At 62.0% G+C, this 22,597-nt stretch carries 19 protein-coding genes; 12 read left to right on the top strand and 7 right to left on the bottom strand.

Translation table 11 applies throughout. The features are described from left to right. The first annotated feature begins 35 nt into the window (after positions 1-35). A complete protein-coding gene (locus tag QRN48_RS23100; RefSeq protein ID WP_162835385.1) occupies positions 36-188 on the top strand; it encodes a hypothetical protein in 153 nt (50 codons plus the stop codon). A 17-nt stretch (positions 189-205) separates the two neighbouring features. Here QRN48_RS23100 and QRN48_RS23095 read toward each other — a convergent pair whose 3' ends face one another. Further along, entirely contained in the window at positions 206-1,303 is a 1,098-nt protein-coding gene (locus tag QRN48_RS23095; protein WP_285353531.1) for an MBL fold metallo-hydrolase, read from the bottom strand. 252 nt (positions 1,304-1,555) lie between these two features. Here QRN48_RS23095 and QRN48_RS23090 point away from each other — a divergent pair, with 252 nt between their 5' ends. Further along, positions 1,556-2,185 carry a TetR/AcrR family transcriptional regulator gene (locus QRN48_RS23090; protein ID WP_191945156.1) on the top strand — a complete coding sequence of 210 codons (630 nt, stop codon included), beginning with the start codon at positions 1,556-1,558 and terminating at the stop codon, positions 2,183-2,185. On the opposite strand, the gene QRN48_RS23085 is transcribed toward QRN48_RS23090, so the two are convergent. Next, on the bottom strand, positions 2,182-2,862 hold the full coding sequence (locus tag QRN48_RS23085; RefSeq protein ID WP_285353528.1) for a DJ-1/PfpI family protein: 681 nt from the start codon (positions 2,860-2,862) through the stop codon (positions 2,182-2,184). The genes QRN48_RS23090 and QRN48_RS23085 overlap by 4 nt on opposite strands. Before the next feature lie 166 nt (positions 2,863-3,028). Here QRN48_RS23085 and QRN48_RS23080 point away from each other — a divergent pair, with 166 nt between their 5' ends. The 4 genes from QRN48_RS23080 (at position 3,029) to QRN48_RS23065 (ending at position 7,949) form a co-directional block, all read left to right on the top strand. Continuing rightward, a complete protein-coding gene (locus QRN48_RS23080) occupies positions 3,029-4,009 on the top strand; it encodes a GlxA family transcriptional regulator (RefSeq protein ID WP_285353526.1) in 981 nt (326 codons plus the stop codon). A gap of 261 nt (positions 4,010-4,270) precedes the next feature. Beyond that, positions 4,271-5,620: a GntT/GntP/DsdX family permease gene (locus QRN48_RS23075; RefSeq protein ID WP_191945153.1), complete on the top strand. Its 1,350-nt coding sequence runs from the start codon at positions 4,271-4,273 to the stop codon at positions 5,618-5,620. After that, entirely contained in the window at positions 5,621-6,478 is an 858-nt protein-coding gene (locus QRN48_RS23070; protein ID WP_285353523.1) for a MurR/RpiR family transcriptional regulator, read from the top strand. A 4-nt stretch (positions 6,479-6,482) separates the two neighbouring features. Next, the gene (locus QRN48_RS23065; RefSeq protein ID WP_285353521.1) at positions 6,483-7,949 is read left to right on the top strand and encodes an N-acyl-D-amino-acid deacylase family protein; all 1,467 of its coding nucleotides are present in this window, start codon (positions 6,483-6,485) and stop codon (positions 7,947-7,949) included. A 458-nt stretch (positions 7,950-8,407) separates the two neighbouring features. Here the strand turns inward: QRN48_RS23065 and fahA are convergent, their stop codons facing one another. After that, positions 8,408-9,706 (bottom strand): fumarylacetoacetase, encoded by a 1,299-nt coding sequence (gene fahA / locus QRN48_RS23060; RefSeq protein ID WP_285353519.1) that lies wholly within the window; start codon positions 9,704-9,706, stop codon positions 8,408-8,410. After that, positions 9,703-11,019 (bottom strand): homogentisate 1,2-dioxygenase, encoded by a 1,317-nt coding sequence (gene hmgA / locus QRN48_RS23055; protein ID WP_285353517.1) that lies wholly within the window; start codon positions 11,017-11,019, stop codon positions 9,703-9,705. Before hmgA ends, fahA begins: the two co-directional genes overlap by 4 nt. 120 nt (positions 11,020-11,139) lie before the next feature. Here hmgA and QRN48_RS23050 point away from each other — a divergent pair, with 120 nt between their 5' ends. Next, positions 11,140-11,934: an IclR family transcriptional regulator gene (locus QRN48_RS23050; RefSeq protein ID WP_285353515.1), complete on the top strand. Its 795-nt coding sequence runs from the start codon at positions 11,140-11,142 to the stop codon at positions 11,932-11,934. 284 nt (positions 11,935-12,218) lie between these two features. Here QRN48_RS23050 and hppD read toward each other — a convergent pair whose 3' ends face one another. The 3 genes from hppD to glcC form a co-directional block, all read right to left on the bottom strand. Then, positions 12,219-13,295, bottom strand: a complete 1,077-nt coding sequence (gene hppD / locus QRN48_RS23045) for a 4-hydroxyphenylpyruvate dioxygenase (RefSeq protein WP_285353513.1) — start codon at positions 13,293-13,295, stop codon at positions 12,219-12,221. Between the two features lie 141 nt (positions 13,296-13,436). Further along, positions 13,437-14,069 (bottom strand): maleylacetoacetate isomerase, encoded by a 633-nt coding sequence (maiA, locus tag QRN48_RS23040; RefSeq protein WP_285353511.1) that lies wholly within the window; start codon positions 14,067-14,069, stop codon positions 13,437-13,439. 104 nt (positions 14,070-14,173) lie between these two features. Further along, the gene (gene glcC / locus QRN48_RS23035) at positions 14,174-14,947 is read right to left on the bottom strand and encodes a transcriptional regulator GlcC (RefSeq protein WP_285353509.1); all 774 of its coding nucleotides are present in this window, start codon (positions 14,945-14,947) and stop codon (positions 14,174-14,176) included. A gap of 1,108 nt (positions 14,948-16,055) precedes the next feature. Here glcC and glcD point away from each other — a divergent pair. The 5 genes from glcD to QRN48_RS23010 all read left to right on the top strand — a co-directional run bounded on the left by glcD (position 16,056) and on the right by QRN48_RS23010 (position 22,597). After that, positions 16,056-17,555, top strand: coding sequence for a glycolate oxidase subunit GlcD (gene glcD, locus QRN48_RS23030; protein WP_037009186.1), 1,500 nt, complete (start codon positions 16,056-16,058; stop codon positions 17,553-17,555). Continuing rightward, positions 17,555-18,652: a glycolate oxidase subunit GlcE gene (gene glcE, locus QRN48_RS23025; protein WP_191945143.1), complete on the top strand. Its 1,098-nt coding sequence runs from the start codon at positions 17,555-17,557 to the stop codon at positions 18,650-18,652. Before glcD ends, glcE begins: the two co-directional genes overlap by 1 nt. Before the next feature lie 3 nt (positions 18,653-18,655). Next, on the top strand, positions 18,656-19,879 hold the full coding sequence (gene glcF, locus QRN48_RS23020; RefSeq protein WP_191945142.1) for a glycolate oxidase subunit GlcF: 1,224 nt from the start codon (positions 18,656-18,658) through the stop codon (positions 19,877-19,879). Positions 19,880-19,944: 65 nt separating this feature from the next. Beyond that, positions 19,945-20,352 (top strand): heme-binding protein, encoded by a 408-nt coding sequence (locus tag QRN48_RS23015; protein ID WP_285353505.1) that lies wholly within the window; start codon positions 19,945-19,947, stop codon positions 20,350-20,352. Between the two features lie 67 nt (positions 20,353-20,419). Then, positions 20,420-22,597, top strand: a complete 2,178-nt coding sequence (locus QRN48_RS23010; RefSeq protein WP_285353504.1) for a malate synthase G — start codon at positions 20,420-20,422, stop codon at positions 22,595-22,597.

Below are 22,597 nucleotides of genomic sequence, written 5' to 3'. Positions count from 1 at the left end.
TCAAACCATTCATTCATCCAAAACCGGAGGGCACCATGCCTAAAGAATCCACTCGTGAAGACCTTGACCACAAACCTGAAAACGCAGGCAAGGTGGGCGAAGAACACAAGCAGGCCAATCAAAGCGGCGAACAGCAGCGCCCGCCCGAGCGCGAACACCCGGCTGACGAAACCGACGACAAGCCATGAGTGCCTGATGGACCTGGCTAGCCGCGACTGGCGGCCTGCCGGGGTTGTTCTTGCTGCGGGTCTCGGCGGGCGGACTCGGTCTGCGACGCTTTATCTACCTTCAGCCACCATGCCTCTCCGCGGCTGGGGTATTGAACGTAAAAAGGCTGCCCCATTTCGGGTGTCGTGATGGAAATGCTGCGGTCCCAGGCCAGCGCCAGGATCCGGTCGAAGGGTTCGTGCCAGGCGTGCATGGCCAGGTCGAAGGTGCCGTTGTGAATCGGCAGCAGCCATTTGCCGCGCAGGTCGATGTGCGCCTGCAACGTCTCTTCGGGTTGCATGTGCACATCCGGCCAGTCGACGTTATAAGCCCCGGTCTCCATCAGGGTCAGGTCGAACGGCCCGTATTGCTCGCCGATCAGTTTGAAGCCGTCGTGGTAGCCGGTATCGCCGCTAAAGAAGATGCGCTGCTCATCGGCGAGCATCACCCACGAGGCCCAGAGCGTCTGGTTGCCATCGCGCAGGGTGCGGCCCGAAAAATGCTGGGCCGGCGTTGCCACGAACCGAATACCGTGGATGTCCGTCGACTCCCACCAGTTCATCTGCTGCACTTTGTGAGCCGGTACGCCCCACTCGATCAGCGTATCCCCAACCCCCAACGGCGTAATGAAATGCTCGGCCTTGTCCTTCAGGGTCAGGACGGTCATGTGGTCGAGGTGGTCGTAGTGGTTATGGGAGAGGATCACGGCTTTGAGCGGCGGCAGGTCATGCAGGCTGATGGGTGGCTGATGAAAACGCTGGGGGCCTGCCCATTGCACTGGTGAAGCACGCTCGGCAAACACCGGGTCAGTGAGGAAATAGGCACCGCGCAGTTTCAGCAATACAGTGGAATGCCCCAGCCGATACACCGTGTTGTCCGGCGCTGCGAGCAATTGCTGACGCGACAACGGCTGCACCGGAATCTCCCCGGCCGGGCGCGTGTGACGTGGCTTGTTGAACAGAGCGTTCCAGAAGATGCGCAGGGTTTTAAGGGTGCCGGAGCGCGCCATTGGCTTGCGATTGAAATAACGGCCTTCCCGCTGAGTCAAAACAGGTAACGCAGGCGTGGTGTCGAGGTTTTTTTCAATCGTGGCCATGAGGCTGACTCCATGAAACGGGTGGGAGTGAAGAGCTGCAAGCTGCAAGCTGCAAGCTGCAAGTGCGAAGCGGGCAGCGTATGGATAATCGCTGCCACATGCTTGAAGCTTGAAGCTTGAAGCTAAACCCTGCACCTACACTACACAGTGTAGTTTCAAGCTTGCACGATCAGGAAAGCGAAGTAAACTGCTCGGTGTAATTTTCTTGCCGGGCCGTTGAGTCGCCCCGTCTTATCTCACAGAAGCGAATCCATGACTGTCCCATTGCGATTAACCGACCGAAAGCGCGAAGCCATTGTTCAGGCGGCGATTGCCGAATTCCGCGACAACGGGTTCGAGGTTACGAGCATGGACCGGATCGCCGCGCGTGCGGAAGTCTCCAAGCGTACCGTCTACAACCATTTTCCCAGCAAGGAAGAACTGTTCTCGGAAATGCTCCATCGTCTCTGGTCCACCGCCGCGGCTCAGGCCGATACCACCTACAAACCCGGCGTCCCGCTGCGTGACCAGCTCCGTGAGTTGCTCGACGCCAAAATGAAAACCCTCGGCGACAGCAACTTCATCGACCTGGCGCGAGTGGCCATCGGCGCGACGATTCACTCCCCGGAACGCGCGCAAACATGGGTCAGCCGGCTCAATCAACGCGAAGAGACCTTTACCGTGTGGGTACGCGGCGCTCAACAGGACGGTCGCCTGAAGGCTGTCGAGCCCGTATTTGCCGCGTCACAGATTCACGCCTTGCTCAAGGCATTTGCCTTCTGGCCGCAAGTCACCCTTAACGAACCGCTGCTGCCTCCCGACAAACAACGGGAGGTGGTGGAATCAGCGCTGGACCTGTTTCTCTGTTGGTATGAAGTGAAGACGCCCCAAACTCGGGTTTAATCCATCGCCGCCGTGACCCGCTCGACAATCTGGCGACGCGCCAGCAAACCCGGCATGGCACGATCAGTCGCAACGGCCAGCACATTGGCCGGTGCGGTGTCCGGACGCCCTGAATCAAAAGGCGGTGCCGGGGCGTATTCCAGCTGAAGCTGAATGGTCCGCGACTTGTCCGCGTCGAACACTTCGCCGATCAAGGTCAGTGCGAAATCGATCCCTGCCGTGACACCCCCGCCCGTCATCAGATTTCCGTCACGGACCACACGCTCCTTCACCGGGATCGCGCCGAACTGTTCGAGCAGCGAATGAGACGCCCAATGGGTTGTGGCGCGACGGCCCTTCAAGAGTCCGGCGGCGCCAAGCACCAGCGCACCGGTGCAGACCGACGTGACGTACTGGGCGGTAGAGGCCTGGTGCCGGATGAAGGCCAGGGTTTCCGGGTCTTCCATGAGGGCATCGACCCCTACCCCGCCCGGTACACAGATCACGTCGAGGTCGGGGCATTCGGCGAAAGTGACCGTTGGCACCAGTGTCAGGCCTGTGCTGGACAGCAGCGGCTCAAGGTCTTTCCAGACCAGGTGCACGACCACGCCGGGCATGGTGGCGAAAACATCGTAAGGCCCGGTCAGGTCCAGTTGCTGGACTTTCGGGAAGACCAGCAGGCCGATATGCAGGGTCATGGCGTGTTCCTTGTTGTGAAGAGTGTGGTCTGAAAAGTGGTGAAAAGGTGCGGGGTGAGCTCGGGCTCACCAGGCAGCCATTGGACGAATGCACTCTAACGAGCTAGCCTCTGGCGGATACGCCATAAAACCCACAATTCACGCCAATTTTCTGAACGAGGCCGTCATGCCCCATCAACCCAGGCCGGTACACGTGCTGGCGTTTCCCAACGTTCAGTTACTGGATGTCACCGGACCGCTCCAGGTATTTGCCTCGGCCAATCAGCAGGCGCTTGAAGCCGGGATCAAAATGCCTTACCGGCCTGAAGTGATTGCCCGCGAAGACGGCAGCATCACGTCTTCGGCCGGCCTGGGCCTGGTGACTCATCCTCTCCCAAGCGGCGCGTCGGATACGTTGATCATCGCGGGCGGCGGCGGGGTTCACGCTGCGTCGCTGGACCCGCAACTGCTGGAATGGATACGGACTCAAGCGGCCAGTGCACGACGTGTGGCGTCAGTCTGTACCGGCGCTTTTTTGCTCGCCGCGGCCGGTGTTCTGGACGGCCATCGAGTGGTCACGCACTGGGACAGTTGCGACGTGCTGGCCCAGCGTTTCCCGGCCCTGCGCGTTGACCCGGACCCGATCTTTATCAATGAGGGCAGTCTGTGGACCTCGGCCGGGGTGACGGCGGGGATCGACCTGGCACTGGCGATGGTCGAGGCGGACCTGGGACGCGACATCGCACTGGCTGTCGCGCGGGACCTGGTGGTGTTTATGAAGCGTCCTGGTGGGCAGTCGCAATTCAGCACGGCACTGTCAATGCAACACCAGACGCGGGATCAAAACAGTCGCTTCCGCGATCTTCACGCCTGGATCCTCGAGAATCTGACCAGCGACCTGTCGGTGGCCTCCCTGGCGGCGCAGGTCGGAATGAGCGAGCGCAGCTTTGTCCGCCACTACCGCGCTCACACCGGCAACACCCCCGCGCGGGCCATCGAACAACTGCGCGTCGAAGCGGCCCGGCGCCTGCTGGGCGACAGTACCCTGCCGATCAAGCGCATCGCCGATAGATGCGGATTTGGCACTGAAGAGACGTTGCGGCGCAGTTTCATGCGCGCCGTGTCGGTGACACCGCAGGCGTATCGGGAGCGGTTCAGCACGCAATGAATCCGTGATCGTGATCCCTGTCTAGAAATTAACTTTCATAAATTGAAATCTCAAACCTGTTTCGTGTAAGTTACTTTCCACCACGAAATCAGAGATAACAATAATGACCTCCTGTGATCGTCCTGCCCCTGCACTTATTTCGCCGTTTATGGCGCTTGCGACACCCACTGCCGAGATCGTTTTCAACGTTTGCGTGCGCACCGGCTAGCCCCGGCGCCGTTCAAGCCCTGACCTCTTCTTTCTCAGCAAGGAATCCGTTGCATGCCTCCGTCAACCGGCCTGTCTCTGTTGGTCTATGCCGCCGTCGCGATCATCGCCTTGATCGTGCTGATTGCGCGCTTTCGTCTTAATCCGTTCATTGTCATCACGCTGGTCTCGGTCGGCCTTGCGCTGGTCGCTGGGATGCCGGCCAATGCCGTCGTCGCCTCCTACGAGGGCGGCGTCGGCAAGACGCTGGGGCACATCGCCCTGGTCGTCGCCCTGGGCACCATGCTTGGCAAGATGATGGCCGAGTCCGGCGGTGCCGAGCAGGTGGCGCGCACGCTGATCGACCGCTTCGGCGAGCGCAATGCACACTGGGCCATGGTCTGCATCGCCTTTCTGGTGGGGCTGCCGCTGTTCTTCGAAGTCGGCTTCGTGCTGCTGGTGCCCATCGCGTTCACCGTCGCGCGCCGGGTCGGCGTGTCGATTCTGATGGTCGGCCTGCCGATGGTCGCCGGCCTCTCGGTGGTCCACGCGCTGGTCCCGCCCCACCCTGCGGCCATGCTCGCGGTGCAGGCCTACCAGGCGTCGGTCGGCCAGACCCTGTTCTACGCCATTCTCATCGGCATCCCGACGGCGATCATTGCCGGCCCGGTCTACGCGCGCTTTATCGTGCCGCGCATCCACTTGCCCGATGAAAACCCGTTGGCAAAGCAATTTCTCGACCGCGAACCCCGCGCGCAGTTGCCCGGCTTCGGCATCACCATGGCGACGATCTTGCTGCCGGTGCTGCTGATGCTGCTGGGTGGCTGGGCGAACCTGATTTCCACCCCGGGCAGTGGTTTCAACAGTTTCCTGCTGTTCATCGGCAACTCGGTCATCGCCCTGTTGCTGGCGACGTTGCTCAGCTTCTGGACGCTGGGCATCGCCCAGGGCTTCTCCCGAGACTCGATCCTCAAGTTCACCCAGGAATGCCTGGCGCCCACGGCCAGCATCACCTTGCTGGTGGGCGCTGGCGGCGGTCTGAACCGGATTCTGGTGGACAGCGGCGTGACCAACGAGATCGTCGGCCTGGCGCAGGATTTTCATCTGTCGCCGCTGCTGATGGGCTGGCTGTTTGCGGCCTTGATGCGCATCGCCACCGGTTCTGCAACGGTGGCGATGACCACGGCGTCCGGCATCGTTGCCCCGGTGGCGCTGGGCCTCGGCTATCCCCACCCCGAACTGCTGGTGCTCGCGACCGGTGCGGGCTCGGTGATCTTTTCTCACGTCAACGACGGCGGATTCTGGCTGATCAAGGAGTATTTCAACATGACGGTGGCACAGACCTTCAAGACCTGGACCGTGCTGGAAACACTGATTTCAGTGATCGCCTTCGTGCTGACCCTCGGGCTGGCGCAGGTTATCTGAGTGGACATTCTTTACCAGATCCGCGCGCGTCAGGATTCCTTCAGTGCCGGCGAAGGGCGCATCGCCAGACTGATACTGAGTGACGTGGCGTTTGCGGCCAGCGCCAGTCTTGAGGACCTTGCCGCCCGTGCCGAGGTCAGCAGTGCGACGCTGTCGCGCTTTGCCCGTACGGTCGGCTGCAAGGACCTGCGCGATTTGCGCCTGCAACTGGCCCAGGCCAGCGCCGTGGGCAGCCGTTTTTTGGCCTCGGGGCAAGCGCCGGAGCAGTCCGCTTTTTTCACCCAGATTGTCGGGGATATCGAGACGACGCTGCGCCAGCACCTGGCCGGTTTTGATGAGTCGCGGTTCCAGGCCGCCGTGTCATTGCTGACGCCGGCGCGGATGATTCACAGCTTCGGGATGGGCGGCGCTTCCAGCCTGTGCAGCGAAGAATTGCAGACCCGCCTGGTGCGCCTCGGCTACCCGATAGCGGCGAGCCGCGATCCGGTGATGATGCGCCTGATTGCCGCGACCCTTGGCCCCGAGCACAGCATCATTGTCTGTTCGCTCAGCGGCCGCACCCCGGAATTGCTCGACGCCACGGAGCTGGCACGCAGCTACGGCGCGAAGATTCTCGCCATCACCCTGCCCGGCTCGCCTCTGGCTGCGTTGGCCGATGTGCTCTTGCCATTGCAGATCGCTGAAACCCAATTCATCTATAAACCCACGGCGGCCCGCTACGGCATGCTGCTGACCATAGACGTGCTGGCGACCGAACTGGCGCTGACCGCGCCCGACGCCAACCGCGAGCGGCTGCGGCGGATCAAGCTGGCGCTGGACGACTATCGCGGCGGCGACGACCTGCCCCTTGGAGACTGACCCCATGCTTTACGACCTGATCATTCGCGATGCGCTGGTGATCGACGGCAGTGATTCGCCGGGCTACCGAGCCGACGTGGCGATTCGCGACGGACGCATTCAGCGCATCGGCGACCTGCACGACGTCTCCGCCAGCGAAGAGCTCAACGCCGCGGGGCGGGTGCTGGCGCCGGGCTTCATTGACGTTCATACCCACGACGACACGGTGGTGATTCGTCAGCCGCAGATGCTGCCGAAGATCACCCAGGGCGTGACCACCGTGATTGTCGGCAACTGCGGCATCAGCGCGTCGCCGGTGTCACTGGCGGGCGACCCACCGGACCCGATGAACCTGCTCGGCCCTGCGGCGGCGTTCGCTTACCCGCGCTTCATCGACTATCGCAACGCGGTGGATGCGGCAAAGCCTGCAGTCAACGTGGCGGCGCTGATTGGCCACACCGCGTTGCGCAGTAATCACATGGATGATCTGATGCGCACGGCACGCCCGGAGGAGATCAGCGCCATGCGCGCGCAGTTGCGCGAGAGTCTGGCCGACGGTGCCTTGGGGCTGTCCACCGGGCTGGCTTACGCCTCGGCTTACTCGGCCGAAACCGATGAGGTCAAGCAACTGGCCGAGGAGCTGACGGCGTTCGGCGCGGTGTACACCACGCACTTGCGCAGCGAGTTCGAGCCGGTGCTGGAGGCCATGGACGAAGCATTCCAGATCGGCCGGCATGCCAAAGCTCCAGTGGTGATTTCCCACATGAAGTGCGCGGGCGCTGGCAACTGGGGCCGCAGCCCGCAACTGCTGGCCGCCCTGGAAAACGCCGCATTGACACACCCGGTAGGCTGCGACTGCTACCCCTATGCGGCCAGCTCTTCGACGCTGGATTTGAAACAGGTTACCGATGCGTTTCGGATCACCATCACCTGGTCGACGCCGCACCCGAATCAGGGAGGGCGTGACCTGACGGACATCGCCGCTGAGTGGGGACTTTCACTGGTGGAGGCTGCGCGCAGACTGCAACCCGCAGGCGCGGTGTACTACGGCATGGACGAAAACGACGTACAGCGGATCATGAAGCATCCGCTGTCGATGATCGGCTCGGACGGACTGCCGGAGGATCCGTTTCCACACCCACGGCTGTGGGGGGCGTTCCCCCGCGTACTCGGGCATTTCAGTCGCGACCTTGGATTGTTTCCGCTGCACACCGCCGTGCACAAAATGACCGGACTCACCGCCACGCGCTTCGGGCTGCACCAGCGCGGTTTGGTGCGGGAGGGCTACTGGGCGGACCTGGTGTTATTCAACCCGGAAACGGTACGTGACGTGGCTGATTTCAAAGAGCCCAAGCGTGCAGCCGAGGGTATCGATGCGGTGTGGGTCAATGGCCATTTGAGTTATGCAGAAGGCAAGCCCCAGGGCGAGCGGCAAGGAAGGTTCCTGCCACGCAGCGGGTCGTTGGTGGAGGGGTTCGGGTTATCGAGATGATCCGCACACGATTGCCCGTGGTACGGGTATTTCAGGTGTTGCGTTGGACTTGCGGGTAAACGGATACGCTCCATACGGATATCTTTCACGTAGACCGGATCCTGTAGGAGCGCGCTTGCCCGCGATGCGAGCTGTCTGTTGTCGCTGCATGGCCTGACACAACCCATTCGCGGGCAAGCGCGCTCCTACACTGCATGAATGCGTTTGGATGAGCGGTTTCTACCCCACCCGAAGCTCCCGGTTGAACACAGGTCCGTAGGAGCCGGCTTGCTGGCGAATGCAGTGTGTCAGGCGGCATCTTCCGGGTTGCCCCACCGCATTCGCCAGCAAGCCGGCTCCTACAGGTTTAATCCGGTGCGGAAATGCCCTATCGAGCCGAACCGCGAATGCCGAACCCGAATCACGATAAACGCCGAGCTTGCCCCCATCAGCCCACCACCTTCTTGATCGGCCAATAATCAGCCGAGCACTACCCCTCGGCACTCCCCGAACCCGATGCTGACCTCACCTTCCTTGCGGCAGCGAGCTTTGAGAATGATCTCGTCGCCGGCCTCAAGAAACGTCCGCGTTTCGCCATTGGGCAAAGCAATCGGGTGTTTCCCGCCCTCGGTCGTTTCCAGCAAACTGCCGAACTGGCCTGGCTCGGGGCCTGAAAGCGTGCCGGTTCCGAACAGATCGCCCGCCTGCAACTTGCAGCCATTGACGCTGTGGTGGGCGACCATTTGCGCGACGGTCCAGTACATGTTCAGCGTGTTGCTCAAGGCAAGCCGGTGGGGCGGCGTGCCCTGCTCTTTCATCTGCACCGTGAGCAGGAACACCTCAAGATCGATGTCCAGTGCGCCACCGTTTTGATCCGCCTCGTCGAGCAGATACGGCAGAGGTTGCGGATCCCCCGCCGGACGCGTCGGCTGAGCCGCGCGAAACGGCGCCAATGCCTCGGCGGTCACCACCCAAGGCGAAATGCTGGTTGCGAAGCTTTTCGACAGAAACGGTCCCAGCGGCTGATATTCCCACGCCTGAAGGTCGCGAGCTGACCAGTCGTTCAGCAGGCAGAACCCGGCGATGTGTTCGCCGGCCTTGCCAATGTGAATCGGTTCACCGGCCTCGTTGCCCTGGCCGATCCACACGCCCACTTCCAGCTCGTAATCCAGACGCTTGCTCGGACCGAAATCCGGGACTTCGGCACCTGGTTTGAGGGTCTGACCGCTGGGACGTCTGACCGGCATGCCGGAAACGCCCAGCGTTGACGCCCGACCGTGATAGGCAATGGGCACGTATTTGTAATTCGGGAGCAGCGGATTGTCAGGGCGAAACAGTTTGCCGACGTTCATCGCGTGGTGAATGCCGACGTAAAAATCGGTGTAGTCGCCGACCTGCGCCGGCATGTGCATCTGGCAGTCGGCCATCGGCACCAGCAGGCTTGAGCCCATGGCCTGGAGACGTTCACGCTGCAGGCTTTTTTCATCCAGCAGGTGCAGCAACTCGGTGCGCAGGGCTTGCCGGGAAGAGCCGCCAAGGGCGAAGAATTCGTTCAAGTGCCCGCGGCTTGCAGCCTCAACGGCCACGCGAGCAGCGCCGTTGAACAGGCTGATCTCATGAGCGGTTTGCAGATCGAAAATGAAATCACCGATGGCGACACCGCCGCGCCTGCCGAAACCGGGACGGCTGAACACTCCGAACGGCAGATTTTGCAGCGGGAAGTCGGCGTGATCGTTCGCGCTGGCGACCCAGCTGCGTGGGTGAGAGGCTGTGTTCATCGGTGGCTGTCCGTGTCAAAAGGCTTGAAGGTTCTGGCGATACCCTCCCAGCAAGCATCGTAGTCGCTTTGCAGCTGCGGGCATTCCAGTGCGTGATAACTGGGCCTGAGCACTTTGCCGGTCTCGAACATGAAGGCCATGGTGTGTTCGATCTTGTGCGGTTTAAGCTCGGCGGCCATGGCCTTCTCCGCGCTGGCATTGTCCGGGCCGTGGGCACTCATGCAGTTGTGCAGCGACGCCCCGCCAGGCATGAAACCCGCTGCCTTGGCGTCGTAGGCGCCATCGATCAGCCCCATGAATTCGTTCATCAGATTGCGATGAAACCACGGCGGCCGGAAGGTATTTTCCGCCACCATCCAGCGCGGAGGAAAAATCACGAAGTCAACGTTGGCCTGGCCTTCCACCGCGCCCGGCGAGGTGAGCACGGTGAAGATCGACGGGTCAGGATGGTCGTAACTGACTGTGCCCAGGGTGTTGAACAGGCGCAGGTCATAACGGTACGGAACGTTGTTGCCGTGCCAGGCCACCACATCGAAAGGTGAATGCGCCAGCTGCGTGACCCACAGTTCGCCGAGAAATTTCTGCACCAGCACGGTGGGTTGCGCGCTGTCTTCGAAGTGCGCATGCGGGACCTGGAAGTCGCGCGGATTGGCCAGGCCGTTACTGCCAATCGGGCCGAGGTCCGGCAGGCGCAGTACACCGCCGTGGTTCTCGCAAATATAGCCGCGCGCCGTGCCGTCGAGCAGCTCGACGCTGAATTTCAGGCCACGGGGCAGGACAACGATTTGCTGCGGTTCGACCTCCAGCAACCCCAGTTCGGTGGTGATGCGCAGTCGACCCTGTTGCGGCACCACCAGCCACTCGCCGTCGGCATTGAAGAATGCCCGCTGCATGGAGCGGTTGGCCGTGTAGACGTAGATGCTTACGCCCTCAGCCTGTTCGGCACACGCAGTGCTGGCCAGGGCGTGCAGACCGTCGATGAAGTCAGTGGGTTCAGCCGGAATGTCGAACGCATTCCAGCGCAGGCGATTTGGGGTGACCGGGCCTTGCTGCTGGCCCGCGATCTGCCGCTCAAGGCGTTGATAACGCGGATGCGCGGCGGACGGCTGGATGCGGTAAAGCCAGGTGCGCCGGGCTTCGGCGCGCGGTACGGTAAATGCGGTGCCGGAGAATTGCTCGGCGTACAAACCCAGTGGATGGCGCTGCGGTGAGTTCTGCCCGTGGGGCAAGCCGCCGGGCAGCGCCTCGCTGCTGAATTCATTGCCAAAGCCGCACTGGTAGCGCAAGGCACTGGAGACGGAGTTTGTCGGCATCGCGACCTCTTATTGTTATGTGACGCAGATTATGCGTAAACGGCTTACGCATAACGTAATTTGAGTTTGCTGGAGGGTCAAGCTATAAAGCAGCCTTTCCAGACTGGGGGCCTCCCTTCCATGACCGACGACTCCACCCCCGCAACAGCGCCCCGCCAGCAGAAGGTCCAGTCGGCGGAAGTCGGCGTCGGCATTCTCAAGGCCCTCGCCGAGTTGTCCCCAGCGACGTCGCTCTCGAAACTGGCCGAGCACGTCGACATGCCCGCCAGCAAGGTGCATCGCTATCTTCAGGCACTGGTGGACAGCGGCTTTGCCGAGCAGGACCCGGCCAGCAATCACTACCGTCTGGGGCGCTCGGCCTTGCAGGTCGGCCTGGCGGCGCTGAACCAGCTGGATGTGCTGAAGACCTCTGCGCCAGCGCTTATTGCGCTGCGCGACGAACTCAACGAAACCTGCTTTCTCGCGGTCTGGGGCAACAAGGGACCGACGGTGGTGTATGTCGAGCAGTCATTGGGCGCCGTCACCCTGATCACCCAGATCGGCTCGGTGTTGCCATTGCTCAGCTCGTCCACGGGGCTGGTGTTTGACACGTTCCTCTCGGCATCCGAAACCGCGTCCTTGAGAAAGGCCGAGTCGGCCGCGTTGACCGTTGCGCAGTTGAAGGAGATTGATCGGCACGTTCGAGAGATCCGCAGCACTGGCGTGCATCAGATCCACGGCCTGCTGATGGCGGGCGTCAACGCCGTGTCGTCGCCGATGTTCGCCATGGGCAACAAGTTGGTGGGCGTAGTGACCGTTGTTGGCTCGGCGTCGGTGTTCACCGATCAACGCCAGGCCATCGCGGCGCAGAAATTGCTGCAGACGGCGCAGGCCATCAGCCTGCGGATGGGCGGGGAAATGCCGCAGTTGGAATGATCCTTCAGAATCAGAATGGCAGGACCGCGTGCATCTGGCAGGACCGGCTTTAGCGGGAAGGCGTCGGCGGTTACGCCACAAAATTGATGGTGTTCAAACGGGCCTCTTCCGCAAATGGACTGAGCGCGACCACCGATGCCGGTCGGTCAAGGCAGCGGGTGTGACACACATTTGTAGGAGCCAGCTTGCTGGCGAACGCGGTTTACCTGACGTCGTCATTAACGTCCAACCGGGTTCGCCAGCAAGCCGGGGCCTACAAGGTGTGCGGACCTTTTGAACTCAGGTCAATCTGCGGTCAACACCCCGCGCCGCACCTGGTCGCGCTCGATCGATTCAAACAGCGCCTTGAAATTGCCCTCCCCGAATCCATCGTCGCCCTTGCGTTGAATGAACTCGAAGAACACCGGCCCCATCAGGGTTTCCGAGAATATCTGCAGGAGCAAGCGCTGGCTGCCGCCTTCCGAATTGCCGTCCAGCAAGATGCCCCGCGCTTTCAGCTCATGCTCGGGTTCACCGTGGTTGGGCAGTCGCCCTTCCAGCATTTCGTAGTAGGTATCAGGCGGTGGCGTCATGAAGCGCATGCCCAGCGCTTTCAGCCGGTCCCAGGTATCGACCAGGTTTTCGGTGAAGAACGCGACGTGCTGAATCCCCTCGCCGTTGAACTTCATCAAGAACTCTTCGATCTGCCCAGCCCCCTTGGACGATTCCTCGTTCAAGGGGATGCGGATCATGCCGTCCGGTGCGGTCATCGCCTTGGAGGTCAGCCCGGTGTACTCGCCCTTGATGTCGAAATAGCGAAGTTCGCGGAAGTTGAACAGCTTCTCGTAGAAGTTCGCCCAATAGGCCATCCGGCCGCGATAAACGTTATGGGTCAGGTGGTCGATGAATTGCAAGCCCGCGCCTTTCGGATGGCGGTCGATACCGTCGATGAACACGAAGTCGATGTCGTAGATCGACGTGCCTTCGCCGAAACGGTCAATCAGGTACAACGGCGCGCCGCCAATGCCCTTGATGGCCGGCAAGCGCAGCTCCATGGGCCCGGTGCCGATTTCGACAGGCTGCGCGCCCAGTTCCAGGGCGCGCTTGTAGGCCAGTTGCGAATCCTTGACGCGGAATGCCATGCCACACACGGAAGGACCATGCTCGGCGGCAAAGTAAGACGCTTCGCTGTTGGGTTCGTTGTTGAGGATGATGTTGATCGCCCCCTGCCGGTACAGGGACACGTTTTTGGAGCGATGATGGGCGACTTTGGTGAAGCCCATTATCTGGAACACCGGCTCAAGGACATTGGGCACGGGCGAGGCGAATTCAATGAATTCGAAGCCCATCAGGCCCATCGGGTTTTCGTAGAGATCGGTCATGGTCTTGCTCCTGCTGAAAAGTGAGAGGCACAGCGGCTCGGATCACGATTCAGCGGGTGGCGCGCAGGGAATCCCCCGCACGCTGCGGGCGAGGAAGTCGCCAAAGATTAACTGCAGACCGAAGCTTTTCATGGGGGAAGGTTACTCCGGCTTGTCCGATTGCGCATCGGGATGAGCAATCCGAAATGCCGGGTGCTGCAACGCCAGCGCTTCAACCCGGCAGACGCGCGGGAAGGCGCTCAGGTCCACATTGAAGCGCCGGGCGGCGTATACCTGAGGCAGCAGATACACATCGGCGAGGCCCACGTCCTCAAAACAAAAGCCGCTGTCGCCGATCAAGGCTTCGACGGCCGTGAATCCTTCCGTGATCCAGTGACCGATCCACGCCGTCACGTCGCCTTCATCATGGCCCATGCCGCGCAAGCGATTGAGCACCGCGACGTTGTGCAGCGGATGGATGTCGCACCCGATCAAGGCGGCCACCTGCCGATGCCGGGCACGCGCAAGCAAGCCAGCGGGCAGCAAGGCCGGTTCAGGGGAAAGTTCTTCGAGGTATTCGATGATCGCCATCGACTGAATGATGACTGCGCCCTCGTCGAGCCGCAGCGAGGGCACCCGGCCCTGAGGATTGACCGACAGATAATCGGGCTGACGATGCTCGCCCCCGTCCCGGATCAGGTTGACCGCGATCGCATCAAACGCCAGGCCCTTCAGCGCCAGAGCAATGCGCACCCGGTAGGACGAGGTCGAACGGTAATAGGTGAAAAGATCCACGGCAGGGCCTGTCATTGTTGTTGTTTTGGTCGTCGCTGGGGTGGAGCTCGCGTAAAAGACTTACGCAATGCGTAAACTGCGGTAATGCGTGAGGGCTGTCAAGTTCAGGTCCAGCCCTCCAGCCGCAGGGTGGCGCGCACCAGGCGCTGCTCCTCACTTTCGATCTCGCGCAGGTTTTCACAGATGTTCTGGATATGCGCCACCGCCGCTTTGCGCGCCTGCTCCGGCAGGCGTCCGGTCACCGCGTTGTAGAGCCGCGCATGATGACGGTCGATCTGGCGCTTCTGGGCGTCACGGTGATAGAGGTTGTTGACCGAGGCGAACACGGTATTGAGCAACAGGTCTGTCAGCGATCGCAGGGTCTGCACCAGCACCGGGTTGTGAGAGGCCTCGCAGATGGCCAGATGAAACGCATGGTCGAGACGCGCGTGCTCGGATGCTGCCAGCGGGTGATCGTGGCCCGCCACCAACGCCTCGTAAGCGCGGGTGATCAACACGAAATCGGCGTCGGTGCCGCGCAATGCTGCCAGGCGCGCCGATTCGCCTTCGAGCAGGCTGCGCACTTCGAACAGGTCGTAGAGGGTCCGCGGCTGGGAGGCAAACAGGTGCATCAGGGGCGAAGCCGCTGTCAGACCCAGGCCACCCATCTGCGCAACAAACGAGCCCTTGCCGTGGCGTGTTTCGATGATCCCTCTGGCGCGCAGCAAGTGCAGCCCCTCGCGCAGGGCCGTGCGCGACACGCCCAGTTTTTCAGTCAGCCGCCGCTCGGAGGGCAACAACTGGCCGACCTTCAGTACCCCGTCGACGATCAGCCGCTCAATCCGCTCACTGACCACATCGGCCACCTGTTGCGGGCGTCGGGATGCGTTGCTTTCCATGGTGATTTCCTCGGTTAAAGCCGGCCGGCCCCGCCGCGTCGGCGCAAGACCCGATCTGTCAAAAAACCGCGTGATGGTGAGTGCGGTTTGTTATCCACCGCCGATGGAGCTGACCAGGTTTGTCATGCATCGCCAATGGACCTGACCAACCACACCCCTCTGTAGGAGCCGGCTTGCTGGCGAACGCGATCCGTCATCCACCGCCGATGAAGCTGACCAGATTTGTCATGCACCATCAATGAACCTGACCAACCACATCCCTCTGTATGACCCGGCTTGCTGGCGAACGCGATTCATCATCCACCGCGGATGGAGCTGACCAGCTTTGTCATCCACTGTAATGGACCTGAACAACCACATCCCTCCGTATGACTCGGCTTGTTGGCGAACGCGATTCGTCATCCACCGCCGATGGAGCTGACCAGGTTTGGCATGCACCGCCAATGGACCTGACCAACCACATCCCTCTGTATGACCCGGATGGAGCTGACCAAACGCATTCCTCTGTAGGAGCCGGCTTGCTGGCGAATGCGATTATTCCGCCACCAACGTGCCGAATGCCAGACCGCATTCGCCAGCAAGCCGGCTCCTACGAACGCGATTATTCCGCCACCACCGTGCCGAATGCCAGACCGCATTCGCCAGCAAGCCGGCTCCTACGAACGCGGTTATTCCGCCACCACCGTGCTGAATGACAGATCGGATTCGCCAGCAAGCCGGCTCCTACGAACGCGATTATTCAGCCGACACCGTGCCGAATGACAGATCGGCTTCGCCAGCAAGCCGGCTCCTACAAATTGTGCGGCTTCAACGTCAACATTGCCTTGAGAGCGGGAGTGATCCTGCGGCGAACTGGTAAGACCATCCACGCCAGCTAAATCGCAGGGTTGGCAAGCGGGAGGCATCTCACTGAAAAATATGGAGAATCGCGGAAAGTCCAAAGTGTCAGCCCCAAGAAACTGGTTCGACCAGTACTCCACGCGGTAGACACTAAGCCCCGCCGAGCCAATGATGCAAGTCGGCCACTCAAGTTCCGTGCCCGGGTTCCGTACCCGGGCTCCATTGAGCATGGCCTCCAATAAAAACAAGACAGGGTTGCAGACCCATCATGAATATCCTGTACGACGAACGCGTCGACGGCGTCTTGCCGACCATCGACAAACAGCAATTGCTCCAGGCCCTGCAAGCGCGCCTGCCCGATCTGGACATTCTGCACCGCGAGGAAGAGCTGCGCCCCTACGAGTGCGATGGCCTCTCCGCCTACCGCACCACGCCAATGCTGGTGGTGCTGCCGCAACGCGTCGAGCAGGTGCAAACCTTGCTCAAGGTCTGCCACGAGCGCGGCGTGCCAGTGGTTGCGCGCGGTGCCGGAACCGGGCTTTCAGGCGGCGCCCTGCCGCTGGAAAAAGGCGTGCTGCTGGTCATGGCGCGGTTCAACAAAATTCTTCACATCGATCCAGCCGGGCGATACGCCCGTGTGCAGCCCGGCGTGCGCAACCTGGCCATCTCCCAGGCTGCCGCGCCGCACGATCTTTACTACGCGCCTGACCCGTCCTCACAGATTGCCTGCTCGATCGGCGGCAATGTCGCTGAGAACGCGGGCGGCGTGCATTGTCTGAAATACGGCCTGACCGTGCACAACCTGCTCAAGGTCGACATCCTGACCGTTGAAGGCGAGCACATGGTGCTGGGGTCCGATGCGCTGGATTCGCCGGGCTTCGATCTGTTGGCGCTGTTCACAGGCTCCGAAGGCATGCTCGGCGTGATCACCGAAGTAACGGTCAAACTGCTGCCCAAACCGCAAGTGGCGCGGGTACTGCTGGCCGCCTTCGATTCGGTGGAAAAAGCCGGGCGCGCTGTCGCCGACATCATTGCCGAAGGCATCATTCCCGGCGGCCTGGAAATGATGGACAACCTGGCCATTCGCGCTGCCGAAGATTTCATCCACGCGGGCTACCCGGTTGAGGCCGAAGCCATCCTGCTGTGTGAGCTGGACGGTGTGGAAGCGGATGTCCACGACGATTGCGACCGGGTCCGCGCCGTGCTGCAGCGCGCCGGTGCGACCGAAATTCGCCAGGCGAAGGACGAAGCCGAACGCGTGCGCTTCTGGGCCGGACGCAAGAACGCGTTCCCCGCCGTCGGTAGGTTGTCGCCGGATTACTACTGCATGGATGGCACCATCCCCCGTCGGGAATTGCCGGGCGTATTGAAAGGCATTTCCGCGCTCTCGGAGGAATACGGCCTGCGCGTCGCCAACGTGTTCCACGCCGGGGACGGCAACATGCACCCGCTGATTCTGTTTGATGCCAACCAGCCGGGCGAGCTCGACCGCGCTGAAGCGTTGGGCGGCAAAATTCTTGAGCTGTGCGTGAAGGTCGGCGGCAGCATCACCGGTGAGCACGGCGTCGGGCGCGAGAAAATCAACCAGATGTGCGCGCAGTTCAACAGCGATGAGCTGACGCTGTTTCATGCGGTAAAGGCCGCCTTCGATCCCGCCGGCACCCTCAACCCCGGCAAGAATATTCCGACGCTGCATCGCTGTGCCGAATTTGGTGCCATGCACGTGCACATGGGCAAAGTGCCTTTCCCTGAACTGGAGCGTTTTTGATGGATGCTCAACGCCTGTCACCTCTTGTGGCCCAGGACCGCGACGCCAGCGACGCGCTGCTCGAACAGGTCAATCAAGCGATTCAGCTGGCCCTGCCGCTGCGCATTCAGGGCGCCAACAGCAAGGCCTTTCTGGGCCGCGAGGTGGCCGGTGAAGTGCTCGACACCCGCGCCCATTGCGGCATCGTCAGCTACGACCCGACCGAACTGGTCATCACCGCACGTGCCGGCACGCCCTTGTCAGTGCTGAATGCTGCGTTGGAGCAAGCCGGCCAGATGCTCCCATGCGAGCCACCCACGTACAGCGATGGCGGGGCTGGCGACGCAACGGTTGGCGGAATGGTCGCCGCAGGGTTGTCCGGGCCGCGCAGGCCGTGGTCCGGCTCGGTGCGGGACTTCGTCCTCGGTACGCGGGTGATCACCGGTCTGGGCAAGCACTTACGCTTCGGTGGCGAGGTGATGAAGAACGTCGCGGGCTACGACGTGTCGCGCCTGATGGCCGGCAGCTTCGGTTGCCTGGGCTTGATCACCGAAGTCTCGCTGAAAGTCCTGCCACGGCCGCGACTGTGCACCAGCATCGCCCTGGAAATGGACAGCACCACCGCCCTCGCCCGTCTGGCTCAATGGGGGCAAGAACCTCTGCCGATCAGCGCGGCCAGCCACGACGGCCGCGTATTGCGGTTGCGCCTTGAAGGCGGCGAAGGCTCGGTGGCGGCGGCTCATGACCGGCTGGGTGGCGAATCCATCGACCCGGCTTATTGGCGCGCGCTCAATGAGCACCGGCTGGATTTTTTCACCGACGGCCGTCCGTTGTGGCGCTTGTCGCTGCCGGTCAGCACCGGGGCGCTGAATCTGCCGGGCGACCAGCTGATTGACTGGGCGGGCGCGCAGCGCTGGCTGAAATCCGACGCCAGTGCCAGCGAGATACGCCGGATCGTCAGTGCCGCGGGCGGTCACGCCACCTGCTACAGCCACGGCCTGGACGACAGCCCGTTTCACCCCTTGGCGACGCCGCTGCTGCGCTACCACCGCCAGCTCAAGGCGCAACTTGACCCGCACGGAATTTTCAATCCGGGCCGGATGTACGCGGAGATCTGAACCATGCAGACGACCCTGAGCGACCACGCCAAAAGCCTGCCGCGTGGCGAAGAAGCCGAAAGCATCCTGCGCAGCTGCGTACATTGCGGCTTCTGCAATGCCACCTGCCCGACCTATCAATTGCTGGGCGATGAGCTGGATGGCCCGCGCGGGCGTATCTACCTGATCAAACAGGTGCTGGAAGGCCACGAAGTCACGGAGAAAACCCAGCTGCATCTGGACCGCTGCCTGTCCTGCCGCAATTGCGAGACGACCTGCCCTTCCGGCGTCGATTACCACAACCTGCTGGACATCGGCCGGGCGGTGGTCGACGCCGCCGTGCCGCGCCCGCTTGGCCAGCGGCTGTTGCGTGAGGGCTTGCGCGCGGTGGTGCCAAACACCGGTCTGTTTAAAACGCTCACTCAGTTGGGCCATTCATTCAAGCCGCTGTTGCCCGGCGCGCTTAAAACGAAACTGCCGGACACCATCCGTCCCGCCAAGGCCCGGCCAACGGCGCAGCACGCTCGGCAGATGCTCATGCTCGAAGGCTGCGTGCAGCCGGGTTTGTCGCCGAATACCAATGCGGCCACGGCGCGAGTACTCGACCGCCTCGGCATCGGCACTGTCTCGATCGCCCAGGCCGGGTGCTGCGGCGCGGTGGATTACCACTTGAATGCCCAGGAACAGGGCTTGCAGCGCGCCCGTCGCAACATCGATGCATGGTGGCCCAGCGTGCAAGCCGGTGCGGAAGCGATCGTGCAGACAGCCAGCGGCTGCGGCGCCTTCGTCAAGGACTACGGTCACCTGCTGCGCGACGATCCGGCTTATGCGCAAAAAGCCGCCGTGATCAGCGAGCGCACCAAAGACCTGGTGGAAATTCTGCGCGCCGAACCGCTGGAACAGCTTGGCGGTTGCACCCGCCAGACACTGGCCTTTCACTGCCCGTGTACGCTGCAGCACGCACAGAAGCTTGGCGGCGCCGTCGAATCGGTACTGACTCGGCTGGGCTTCAACCTTACACCGGTGCCCGACAGTCACTTATGCTGTGGCTCGGCGGGTACTTACTCGGTCACCCAGCCCGTGTTGGCAACGCAGCTGCGCGACAACAAGATGAACGCGCTGGAAAGCGGCAACCCGGACGTCATCGCGACGGCCAACATTGGCTGCCAGACGCACCTGGCCAGCGCAAACCGCACGCCGGTGATGCACTGGATCGAACTCGTCGAGGACGCGCTGCCTCCAACCTGATTACCCCGCGCACCCGCGCCACGGAACATGACGCTGCTCACCCCTTTCAAGTCCAGGAGAACCGCATGAAAACCAAATCCGTACTGACGCAGTCCGAAGTCACCCAGATCCTTGCCGCCGCCCGCACCGAGGCTCAGAACAACGGCTGGGCGGTGTCGATTGCCGTGACCGACGACGGCGGCCACCTGCTGGGCTTCGAGCGTCTGGACGGCTGCGCGCCGATTGGCGGTTACATCGCCATCGAGAAAGCCCGCACCTCGGCGCTGGGCCGCCGCGAATCCAAAGGCTACGAAGACATGGTCAACGGCGGGCGCACCGCATTCGTAACGGCGCCGCTGCTGACTTCGCTGGAAGGCGGCGTGCCGATCATTATCGATGGCCAGACCATCGGCGCCGTGGGTGTGTCCGGCGTCAAGGCCGATCAGGATGCGCAAGTGGCCAAGGCTGGCGTTGCCGTGGTGAGCGCTCAGTAGAGCGGTTGCGAGAACCTGCTCGCGCCCGCACCTGAACGTGCCAACTTAATTCATGATGGAGACCGAGATGACCGAGTTCGTCAATTGCCACAACCTCAAGGTGGCCGCCAGCCTCAAGCGCTTTGTCGACGAGGAGGTGATCCCCGGCACAGGTTTGACCCCCGAACTGTTCTGGGCCGATTTCGATTCACTGGTCCATGACCTTGCGCCCGTCAACCGAGAGCTGCTCAAAGAGCGTGATCGCCTGCAGGCGCAGCTCGACAAGTGGCACAAATCCAACGCCGGCCCGGTGACCGACATGCCGGCGTACATCGCGTTTCTTGACAGCATCGGCTACCTGAAGGCGGTGCCCGAGCAGGTCGCGGTCTCCACCAACAAGGTGGACATCGAAGTCAGCGAACAGGCCGGTCCGCAACTCGTCGTGCCAGCGGCCAATGCCCGCTACGCACTGAACGCTGCGAATGCGCGCTGGGGGTCGTTGTACGATGCGCTATACGGCACCGACGCAATCCCTACCGCCAACGGCGCCGAGATCAAGGCCGGTTACAACCCGCTGCGTGGCGAGAAGGTCATTGCTTTCGCCCGTGCGTTTCTGGATGAAGCGGCGCCATTGGCCTCAGGCTCCCACGTCGGCGCCAAAGCGTATGCCGTCGACAGTGGCGAGCTGCTGGTAACCCTGGCCGATGGCAGCCAGTCGCGTCTGGCCCAGCCGGAAAAATACGTCGGCTATCAGGGGGAGCCGCTTAAGCCGCAGGCGATCTTGCTGAAAAACAACGGCCTGCACATCGAGATTCAGATCGACCCCGCCAGCCCCATCGGTGGCACGGACCCGGCCGGAATCAAGGACCTGCTGCTGGAAGCAGCCCTGTCGACCATTATCGACTGCGAGGACTCGGTGGCCGCGGTGGATGCCGAAGACAAGCTGGTGATCTACCGCAACTGGCTGGGCCTGATGAAAGGCGACCTGACCGAAGCACTCGTCAAGGGCGGCAAGACCATCACGCGGCGCCTGAACGCCGACCGCCAGTACACCGCAGCCGACGGCAGCGAAATGACATTGCACGGGCGCTCGCTGCTGTTCATCCGCAACGTCGGCCATCTGATGACCAACCCGGCGATTCTCTATGACGGTGACAGGGAAATTCCGGAAGGCATTCTCGACGGCGTCATCACCAGCCTGATCGCCCTGCACGACCTGCACAATCGCACCAACTCTCGTGCCGGCAGCGTCTATATCGTCAAGCCGAAGATGCACGGACCTGATGAAGTTGCGTTCGCCAACACGCTGTTCAGCCGTATTGAAGATGTGCTCAAGATCCCGCGCAACACGTTGAAGATGGGCATCATGGACGAAGAGCGGCGCACCAGCGTCAACCTCAAGGCGTGCATCGAAGCTGCTTCTTCAAGGGTGGCGTTCATCAACACCGGATTCCTCGACCGCACCGGCGACGAGATGCACAGCTCCATGGAAGCTGGCCCGATGCTGCGCAAGGGCGACATGAAAGCCACGCCGTGGATCAAGGCGTACGAGCGCAACAACGTGCTGGTCGGTCTGGCCTGCGGGCTGCGTGGTCGCGCGCAGATCGGCAAGGGCATGTGGGCGATGCCGGACCTGATGGCCGACATGCTGGAACAAAAGATTGGCCATCCCAAATCCGGGGCCACTACCGCGTGGGTCCCCTCCCCGACCGCGGCCACGCTGCATGCGCTGCACTACCACAAAGTGGACGTCAAAGCCGTGCAGCAGGAGCTGGAGCAGGTCGATCTGGACAGCATCAGCGAGGACATCCTGCTTGATCTGCTCAGCATCCCCGTCGTCGACGAGGCCAAGTGGAACGAGGATCAGATTCGCGAAGAGGTGGAGAACAACGCTCAGGGGTTGCTTGGCTACGTGGTGCGCTGGGTGGAGCAAGGCGTGGGCTGCTCGAAGGTGCCGGACATTCACAACGTAGGGCTGATGGAAGACCGCGCGACACTGCGCATTTCCAGCCAGCACATCGCCAACTGGCTGCGCCACGGGGTGGTCTCCGAGGACTACGTGAAAGACGCTTTGAAGCGCATGGCGAAGGTGGTCGACCGGCAGAATGCCGGCGATTCGGCCTACGCGCCGATGGCGGGCAACTTTGAGAAGTCGGTGGCGTTCCAGGCCGCGACTGCATTGGTGTTCAAAGGCCGCGAGCAGCCGAGCGGTTATACCGAACCGCTGCTGCACGAGTTCCGGCTGGCGTTCAAGAAAGCGCATTGA

Source organism: Pseudomonas sp. ME-P-057 (genome assembly GCF_030208975.1).
Classification (GTDB): domain Bacteria; phylum Pseudomonadota; class Gammaproteobacteria; order Pseudomonadales; family Pseudomonadaceae; genus Aquipseudomonas; species Aquipseudomonas lutea.
This window is presented reverse-complemented; position numbering and strand designations above follow the sequence as displayed.